The following is a 9,442-nucleotide window of genomic DNA, read 5'->3' on the forward strand; positions in this document are numbered from 1 at the left end:
ACCTCGGAAGACGGGCGGTGCTTCACGCGCCGCCCGTTTTTCTATCGGCTCCCGCCGTCTGGTTCCGCCCGTGAGGAGGCGTTCCCGGCGCCCCCGCCGCACAGCGCAGGCTCTGGCTGGTCCGCGACCCAGGCTCACGTGCGTTGCTTGCGCCGGACGGTGGCTCGTGGTAGACTGCTTACTGGAAGGTGTGTGCCCCTGTGGTCTCCACGCGATGGGCGCACCGTGTTTCTAAGGGGATCTCCGTACCCACTTCTGGAGGTTTCGTCCTTGATGAACCGCAGGCTGATCGCAGCAGTGTTCCTCGGCGTCCTCATCGCGGGGTGCGCCGGTGTGGACTACGTCCAGCGCCCGGACGGGCCGTTCGAGCTGGCCATCCTCGCCACAAGTGATACGCGCGGCGAGATCGAGCCCTGTGGGTGACACGGGGGCCAGAAGGGCGGGCTGGTCCGGAGGGCCGGCTACATCAACCAGACAGACGAAGAAGCGGCACATGTCATCGTCCTCGATGCGGGGTCCTCGCTGACGCGGAAGGACTTCTCGAACGAGCTCGTGGACAACACGACGCTCACGGGGATGAAGATGATGGGCACCGATGCCACGACCATCGGAGATTGGGATCTGTGGCGCGGTGTCACATATCTGAAGCGGCGGATCGCGGACTCGGGTCTCACGTTCGTTTCCGCGAACGTCATCGAGTCATCGACGGGCGAGCTGCTCGTCGACCCGTACGTCGTCATCGAGCGCGGCGGCCTCCGCTTCGCGATCACAGGCGTGATCCAGCCGAATGACCGGTTCCGAACGCACCGGGACGTCGATGAGGTCGGCGTCGAGTTCGCCGATCCGTACGAGTCATTGAAGGAACTCCTGCCGACGATGCGGACGGAGTCCGACTTCGTCATCCTGCTGGCCCACACGGGCTTCGTGAACGCCGAGGAGCTGGTGGGGAGGCTCGGCGGCGTCGACTTCCTCGTGCTGGGCAGGCACGGTCAGCATGTCGGCAATGTGCGCGAGTTCCACGGGGCCATCTTCATGGAGCCCGGCACGAAAGGGCAGTACCTCACGGACCTGCGGGCGACGTTCGACGACGAGGGGATCCTGACAGGCTACTCCGGCGGCACCCTGACGCTCGGCGACAAGGTCCCGGCCGATGCCTCGATGGCGCTCTTCGTGAAGGAGCACAAGCAGGCCGTCGAAAAGCTGCAGAAGGAACGTCTTGCGGCACAGGCCGACCGGAGAGCGGAGGAGCAGCAGACGGCGCAGTACACTGAGGACTGCATCGGTGTGGCGGAGTCGTGCGAGCGCTGTCACACGGACGAGTACGAGCAGTGGAAGACCACGGCGCACGCCCACGCGTACGATACGCTCGAGAGCAGCCACCAGGCGACGAACCCGGAGTGCCTGCGCTGCCACGTGACGTGCCGAATGGACCTGGCTCAGGACGGCTCCGAGCAGGTTCCGGATGAGCTCAGGAACGTCCAGTGCGAAGCGTGTCACGGCATGGGAACGGAACACGCCCGCGACGGTTCGTACGGGCAGGTAACGGTCGCGACGTGTCTCGAGTGTCACGACGAGGAGAACAGCCCCGATTTCGACTTCGCGACCTACCTGCCGAAGGTGACGCACTAGAGAGGGGGCGCGGACGGTGCGCCGTCCTCCTGGGTACGGATGAAGGCGGGAGGCGTCGTAGACGTCACATGTGAGCCCGCGACCGGCCTGACGGAGGAACGACATATGATGCACGGCGCGACGCGCGTGTTCCTGTTCTGTGCGGCACTGCTTCTGACGACGCCGCTTCTCGCCAACGAGGCGAGGGTCGTCGAGCAGAGCGACAGCGAGATCATCTTCGAACTCGCCACCGATGACGTCTCCATCGAGGAGGTCGTCCACGGTGGCGAGTCCTTTGTGAGCGTGAACGCGCCCTGGTACGGCTTCACGACCGAGGTCGGCGCGCCGCGGCTCCCGCGCAAGTCGGTCCTCCTGGCGATCCCCGACGGCGCGTCGTACGAACTCGATGTGCTCTCGACAGAGACCCGATCTCTCGGACGCCACCGCGTCGAGCCCGTGCCCGAGGAGCGCATCGTCGGGGACGGCGAGTTCGTCATCCCCGTGCAGACGTTCACCGCGGATCCGGCGTTCAGGTCCCTCAGAGCGGCGTGGCCGCCCCGCGTCGCCGAACTCGGCGCCGAGGGACGGCTTCGGCACCACCGCGTCGTGCGCGTCGTACTCCATCCGGTGAGCTACGTTCCGGCGACCGGTGAGCTGACGCTCCGAACGCGGGTCGTTGCGCGGCTCAGACTGTCGGGACCCGCAGGCGTCGACGGCCGAGTGACGGCGCCGGTCGCGGGTGACGAGTGGAACGCCATCTACGACGCGACCATTCTGAACGCGGGTGTGTCCCGCGGCTGGCGGAGCCGAAAGGAGGCGCTGGAGAGCCACCGCCGCCTCCGCTTCAGCGACCGCGACGACGCGTGGAAGGTGCGGATCGGCGAGACAGGCGTCTACCGCGTTGACTTCTCCGATCTCTCCGCGGAGGGGTTCCCATCGACGCATTCCGTCGACGACCTCGCCGTCTATGAGCGGTCGTTCGACATCGAGCTGTCCGAGCCCTTCGTCCAGACACCCGTCGCCGTCGAGGTTCACGACGCCGACCAGGACGGCACGTTCGACGGCAGCGACTACCTTCTCTTCATGGCCGAGAGCTTCGAGGAGGCGTTCAACGACTCGGGTTTCAAGGACCGGTGGACGACGGAGAACGTCTACTGGATAGCGCCGAACCCCGAGCTGGCCGCCAGGATGGAGAGCCGCCCGGCGTGGTACGACTGGAGCGGCCTGACGCCACCGACGAGCTTCCGTGACACGCTCCGGTTCGAACAGGACGAGTACTTTCTGAACACCCCGCCGAACGACCGGGTCGACCTGTGGCACTGGACCGACACGTTCGGTACCGGTGGAGACAACCACTTGCTGCCCTTCTCCGTTCACGACGTCGCTCCGGGCGCCGATGTCAGGCTCCGCGCGCGCTGGCACGGCCGCGTCGGCGGCACGCACCGCATCGAGCTCTCGATCGTCGACGACGCGGAGAACGAGACCGATCTCGGCGTCTTCTCCTTCTCCGGCATCAGCCAGACGATGGACGAGGACATCTACCTCAGCGGGCCGATCGATCCGGAGGCCTTCTCCGACGGTCAGAACAGCCTGCACGCGGTCGGCCTGGGCGACTACTCACCGGGTCGCTCCGGCGCCAATCTCGACTGGTTCTCCATAGCCTATGATCGGCTCTTCAGAGCGGAGTCCGGAAGGCTCCAGTTCACGAACGCCGGTGTGACCGGGCAGCTCGAGGCCCGGGTCGAGGGTTTCGGTTCGGACGACATCGCCCTCTTCGACGTCAGCGACCCGGATGCGCCGGTCGCGCTCACGCTCGAGGGGGCGAACACGCAGCCCGACACCGACGTCGCGCTCGTCTTCCAGGACTCTGTCGCGTCGTTCACGCGCTACGAGGCGCTCGAGCGGACGGCGGCCCTCGAACCGCTCGGCATCGAGCGGCGGACCGCGGCCGGCCTGGCCACGAGCGAGAGCGAGGTCATCGTCATCTCGTACGACGGCTTCTCTACCGCCGTCCAGGAGCTCGTTGACTATCGCGAGTCCGAGGGATGGACGGTCACGCTTGCCGACCTGACGGAGGTCTACGATGCGTTCGGCGGCGGTCTGCCGTCCGACCGCGCCATACGGAACTACCTCACCTACGCGTTCGATAACTGGACGTCGCCGCCTCAGTACGCGCTGCTCGTCGGCGACGCCAGCGAGGACACGCGGGGCGTCAAGTCGAGTGCGGCGCCGAACTACATGCCGACCCATGTGTTCAGGGGCTCGAGCGGTGGAAAGCTCGTTGGAAGCGACCAATGGTACGTCTCGTTCGCCGACGACGTGCTGGTCCTGCCACAGATGATGATCGGGCGGCTGCCCGCCGGGAGCACTGAACAGGTCGAGCTGGTGACCGAGAAGATCCAGGCCTACGAGACGATGAGCGCCTCGGACACCTGGAGGAACCGGATCATGCAGATCGCGGACGACGCCTGGTCGTACCCCTCGCTGGAGTCGTCGTATGCGAAGTACATCTGGGAACAGGACTTCGAGGTGCTGTGCTTGGAGGTGGCCGACACGGTGGCGCAGTCTCCCGCCGGCATCGACACGGTCAATTTCATACTCTCCCGCTACACCGACCCATTTCACGGGGACACGGTGATCGGCGACATCTTCTACGCTTTCGAGACCGTCGGCTACGTCCGCGGCGACGGGAACGCGACGAACGACGTTCTGTCGATGCTCTCGGACGGGGCGCTTCTCGTGAACTTCGTCGGCCACGGGAACCGCACCCAGCTCACCCACGAACAGCTCATTCTTGCCACGGCCGCGTCTTCGTCCAACGATCTCTCGGAGTTCGACAACAACGGGAAGCCGTTCGTCTTCTTCGGTATGTCGTGTGAGCTCTCCCGCTTCCTGGACTCGAACGAGGGGACATCCATCGACTGCGTGACAGAGCAGATGCTCCACCTCGGAGGGAGCCGGGGAGCCGTGGCCACCTTCGCGTGCGTCGGCTCCTCGAGGCAGAGCTGGAACCGGCTTCTGGACATCAGTACCTTCAAGGCGTACTTCAGTGAGCGCGCCGACGGTGAGGGATGGCCGCGCTGGACCATCGGCGGGCTGACGACGCAGGGGACGATCAACGCCGTGATCGAGCAGGGGTACGCTTTCACGGAGTCCAGGACGTTCGCTCTCTTCGGCGATCCTCTCACTAAGTTCGATGCCTCGCCTCCCGAGATCCGGGCCACGGTGAACGGAGAGGATTTCGTGAGCGGCGACTTCATCGACGCCGTGACGGCGGAGTTCCCGATCGAGATCGTTGCGGAGATCATCGACGAGGTCGAGATCGAGCGCGACGACGTCGTGGTCACCGCCGGAGACCTCACGGTGCCGGCATCGGAGTACACGCTGGAGGCTCTCGTCGACACCGCAGGGAGCGCCAGTCGCCGGTATCGTCTGACGTACACGGCGGTCGTTGATCCGGAGTTCGACCGTCAGATCCGCATCGAGGCGACCGACGCGGCGGGACAGACGTCGGCGTTCGTCATTCAGATCGAGGGCGGCGACGATATCCGCATCCGGGAAGTCGCCAATCACCCGAACCCATTCACGACGCCGGATGGCACGAAGATCATCTACACGCTCAACCAGAGCGGAGCCGACGTGACGATCCGGCTGTTCACGGTGGGGGGGAGGCTCATCCGCGTGTTCAACGATGCGAGCAACGACCTCAACTACAACGAGGTCTACTGGGACGGTACTGACTCCGGAGGCGACGAGGTTGCCAACGGCGTCTATCTCTACACGATCGACGTTGAGACCGGCGATGGCGGTTCAACCTCCGCGGACGTCGGGCGCATGGTCAAGATGAACTAGGGGGCGCGTACGGACCTTCCGCTTCAGGACATCAGGACGGAACAGCGCTCGGGCAGGGCCGTGGCCCTGCCCGCGAACGCGCAGGAGGTCGCCGCGGCGCTCGCTGCCGCACGCGAGCACGGCGGCGTCATCGTGCCGCACTGGTGGGACCGCTGCGGCGAGCGCGAGCTGCCGCTTTCCGTCGAGCGTATGGCTTCGGTCCGGGAGGTCTCGGACGGGGACCTCATGGCCGTCGTCGAGGGCGGGTTGACCCTCGGAGCCCTCTCCGAGGCGCTCCGGGACCACGCGCTCTTCTGGGTACCGTCCGTGTTCGCAGACGAGACCGCCCAGGTCGCGGACGTCATCTCACGGGCGCCCGGGAACTGGACACTTGAGGGCAACCTCATCCGTCGCGGCGTGCTCGCGCTCGAGGTCATGCTGGCCGACGGCGCGCTTCTGAAAGCCGGGTCGCGCACCGTCAAGTGCGTGACCGGCTATGACCTGAAGCAGCTCTTCACGGGCTCGAGGGGGTGTCTGGGCGTTATCGTCGGCGCGACGCTCCGACTCGACGCCGAGGAGAACCGCGGACCGCTGATGGCGCGCTACCGGCAGGAGTTCGCTCACCTCGACGGGGGGACCGTCGTCGCGCGGAACGAACCGGACGAGTCTGTCGGCGACGGCTCACTCGTCATCCTGGAGCGGCTGAAGCGCGAGTTCGACCCCGATGCGGTGCTGGCACCGATCGAGATCACGTTCGAGCGGGAGAGGTGATGGCGGTGACGGGACCGGGACGTGAGCTCGAGGCGCGGCGGGCTCTGGCCGAGAAGTGCCGGAGCTGCGGCACCTGCCGTTCCGTCTGCCCCATCTTCGCCGAGGTCGGGGACGAGTGCAGCGTGGCCCGCGGTAAGGTCGCGCTGGTTCGGGCCGTGCTCGACGGTCAGCTCGAACTCTCCGAGATCTTCGACGAGCGGCTTCAGCGGTGCCTGAACTGCAAGGCCTGCGTCGACGCCTGTCCGAACGAGGTGCGCGTCGACGACCTCGTGCTGGCCGCGAGGAGCGGCCTCGTCGAGGCCGGTCGGCTTCCCTTTCTCAAACGGTTCGTCTTCCGACAGGTGCTCAGGCGCGGCGGCATCCTGCCTCCCTTCACGCGTCTCGCCTCGTTCGTTCAGCGCGCCCTTCTCCGCGGCCTTCCCCGTGACAGCGCGTTCCGGCTGCTGTTGCCGCTGGCCGGCATCGACCGCGACCGGGTGCTGCCCGAGTTCGCGGATCGGACGTTCCTCGAGACGATGCCTGGCGTCGTGCCGGCTGCGGGTCCGCTGCCGGCTGCGCCACTCGTCGAAACGCCGCGGACGGGCGCAGCCCGCCGGGCTAAGCGCGTCGGCTACTTCGTCGGCTGCGCCACGAACCTCATCTACACGGAGACGGGACGTGTCATCGTCGAGACGCTCGCGGCGTCGGGCGTGGACGTCGTCATCCCGAAGCGTCAGGTCTGCTGCGGGACGCCTGTCTTCAACGCCGGCGACTTCGAGACCGCGAGGGAGCTTGCGAGGAAGAACATCGAGCTCTTCCGCGACCTCGACGTCGATGCGGTCATCACGGGCTGCGCGTCCGGCGGGCTGGCCTTCAAGCGAGAATACGAGGAGCTGTTGGGGTTCGAGGGCGGCTTCCCGCATCCGGTCTTCGACTTCACCGAGTTCCTGGCGTGCCGGGGGCTGCCGAAGGGGCTCCGGCGCGACGATGCCGCGGGGCCGGCCGGTCCCGGCGCGGACGGTTCCAGACTCCGCGTGACCTACCACGACCCGTGCCATCTCAACCGCGGCCAGGGCGTGTCCGAGGAGCCGCGCGCGGTTCTGCGGGCGCTCCCCGGGGTCGAGTTCGTCGAGATGGCGGACGCCGACCGTTGCTGCGGGGGCGGGGGCACGTTCTGCCTGACCGAGTACGACCTCGCGAAGGCGATCGCCGAACCGAAGATGGATGCCATCCGCGCGGCGGACGTCGACGTCGTCGCGACCGAGTGCCCCGTGTGCATCATGCAGCTCCGTGACATGGTCGAGCAGGCGGGGCTTGAGGTCGAGGTTCTCGGGGTCGCGGATGTCGTGGCGATGGGCTTCTCTGGCACGGACCCTGCTGTGGTATCAGGGGCTGGGTCTCAGGCAACCAGGACAGGGGGTTCCAGGTGAACACCAGGACGCTCGGCCTCATCGCAGCACTGCTCGTCGTGGCGACGTCCGCGGCCGCGACGCCCGTGACCTTCCAGGTCGACATGCGGATCCCCGCGTCGTTCGAGCTGTTCGAACCCGGCGTCGACGCTGTCGAACTCCGCGGTTCGATGAACGGCTGGAGCGCGGGGGAGCACGTCCTCTCCGATGCCGACGGCGACCTAGTGTACGAGATCACGACCGACCTCGCCACGGACACCTACGAGTACAAGTTCGTCATCGTCCGCGGTGGCCAGGACCGCTGGGAGCACTCGATCCCGAACCGGTCGGTGACGGTGACGGGTCCGTCGACCATTCCCCCGGTCTTCTTCGATCACCCGGCGGGGTGGTCGCCGGGAGGAACGGTCGTCGGCGGTGATCTCTCGTTCGTTCCGATGCTCGAGTCGCACGGTGTGGTCTACACGGTCGACGGCGCACCAGTCGACCTTCTGGACGCAGCCCGCGACCACGGCTGGGGCGTCGTGCGCCTGAGGCTCTGGCACACGCCGTCCGAGCCGTGGCACGGCCTCGACGCGACCGTGGCGTACGCGCACGAGGTCAAGGCCGCCGGGCTCGAGCTGATGCTCGACTTTCACTACTCCGACACGTGGGCGGATCCGGGCAAGCAGTACAAACCGGTCGCCTGGCAGGGAGTCCCGTTCGCGGCGCTTGTGGACTCGGTCTACGCGTACACGAACGCGGTCGTCCGACGCTTCCGCGACGAGGGTGTCCTCCCTGAGTACATCCAGGTCGGGAACGAGATCTCGCCGGGGATGCTCTGGGACGACGGCCGGGTCGGCTGGCCAGGGAGCGAGTGGGACACACCGGAGCAGTGGGACCAGTTCGCGGAGCTCCTCTCCGCGGGCGTGGCCGGGGCGCGCGACAGCCTGGGGTCCGGTGAGGAGACCCGCATCCTCATCCACGTCGCCGAGGGCTGCGACAACGCGCGGGCGCAGTGGTTCTTCGACAACCTCCTGGCACGCGGCGTCTCGTTCGACATCATTGGGCTCTCGTTCTACCCGTGGTGGCACGGGGACATCTGGGGGCTTCGCGACAACCTCGCGGACCTGGCGCCCCGCTACGGCAAGGAGCTGATGGTCGTCGAGACGGCGTACCCGTGGACGCTTGGATGGAACGACGACACGACGAACATCGTCGGCGACGCGTCGCAGCTCCATCCGGGCTACGATGCGACGCCCGAGGGCCAGTTCGCGTTTCTGCGGGACGTCGTGTCCGTGGTCGAGGCGACGCCCGGCGGGCTCGGAACCGGCGTCGTGTACTGGGAACCCGCGTGGATCGTCGTCGAGGGCGCTCCGGGATGTCCGTGGGAGAACCTGGCGCTCTTCGATTTCGACGGCGATGCGCTGCCGGGGTTCGGCTTCGCGCAGCCGTGGGGCACCGGCGTGGGGGAGGAGCCGCCGCCGGCGCGCCCTTTCCTGTCGAGGGGAAGCCCGAATCCGTTCCGTGAGTCGGCGAAGTTCTCGCTCAGCGTCCCCTCGACAGGGGCTCGTGTGCGGGTGCGAGTGTTCGACATCTCGGGTCGGCTCGTGACGACGCTCATCGATCAGGCGCTGCCGGGTGGGGAGCGGACGGTGCGATGGGATGGCCGGGACGCATCGGGGCGACGCGTCAGCTCGGGTGTTTACATGCTCTCGGCCGAGATTGAGGGGAGGCGGGCGGCGAGAAAGGCCGTCAGGCTGAGGTAGCTGCAGCGCGTTGACAGGCGGCTCATCCCTTGCTAGAATACTGGTACCGAAGGCGTGGCGAGCCGGTGAGCCGACCTGCTGCGCCTTCTTGACGAGAAT

General features: G+C 67.0%; 6 protein-coding genes. All 6 read left to right on the forward strand.

Translation table 11 applies throughout. The features are described from left to right. Positions 1-273: 273 nt before the first annotated feature. The 6 genes from GF405_01010 (at position 274) to GF405_01035 (ending at position 9,343) form a co-directional block, all read left to right on the forward strand. Positions 274-423: a hypothetical protein gene (locus GF405_01010; protein MBD3366735.1), complete on the forward strand. Its 150-nt coding sequence runs from the start codon at positions 274-276 to the stop codon at positions 421-423. 129 nt (positions 424-552) lie between these two features. After that, on the forward strand, positions 553-1,629 hold the full coding sequence (locus tag GF405_01015) for a hypothetical protein (GenBank protein MBD3366736.1): 1,077 nt from the start codon (positions 553-555) through the stop codon (positions 1,627-1,629). 39 nt (positions 1,630-1,668) lie between these two features. Then, entirely contained in the window at positions 1,669-5,460 is a 3,792-nt protein-coding gene (locus GF405_01020) for a hypothetical protein (protein ID MBD3366737.1), read from the forward strand. Positions 5,461-5,490: 30 nt separating this feature from the next. Further along, positions 5,491-6,210, forward strand: a complete 720-nt coding sequence (locus tag GF405_01025) for an FAD-binding protein (GenBank protein ID MBD3366738.1) — start codon at positions 5,491-5,493, stop codon at positions 6,208-6,210. Beyond that, positions 6,210-7,619, forward strand: a complete 1,410-nt coding sequence (locus tag GF405_01030; GenBank protein ID MBD3366739.1) for a 4Fe-4S dicluster domain-containing protein — start codon at positions 6,210-6,212, stop codon at positions 7,617-7,619. The genes GF405_01025 and GF405_01030 overlap by 1 nt, the downstream gene beginning before the upstream one ends. After that, entirely contained in the window at positions 7,616-9,343 is a 1,728-nt protein-coding gene (locus tag GF405_01035) for a hypothetical protein (GenBank protein MBD3366740.1), read from the forward strand. Before GF405_01030 ends, GF405_01035 begins: the two co-directional genes overlap by 4 nt. Positions 9,344-9,442: the final 99 nt, after the last annotated feature.

The organism is Candidatus Effluviviaceae Genus V sp., assembly GCA_014728125.1.
Classification (GTDB): Bacteria; Joyebacterota; Joyebacteria; order Joyebacterales; family Joyebacteraceae; genus WJMD01.

Bases quoted from the DNA above. Each gene is read 5' to 3' on its own strand.
- GF405_01030 (MBD3366739.1), top strand. From the start codon at position 6,210: ATGGCGGTGACGGGACCGGGACGTGAGCTCGAGGCGCGGCGGGCTCTG.
- GF405_01020 (MBD3366737.1), top strand. From the start codon at position 1,669: ATGAAGGCGGGAGGCGTCGTAGACGTCACATGTGAGCCCGCGACCGGC.
- GF405_01010 (MBD3366735.1), top strand. From the start codon at position 274: ATGAACCGCAGGCTGATCGCAGCAGTGTTCCTCGGCGTCCTCATCGCG.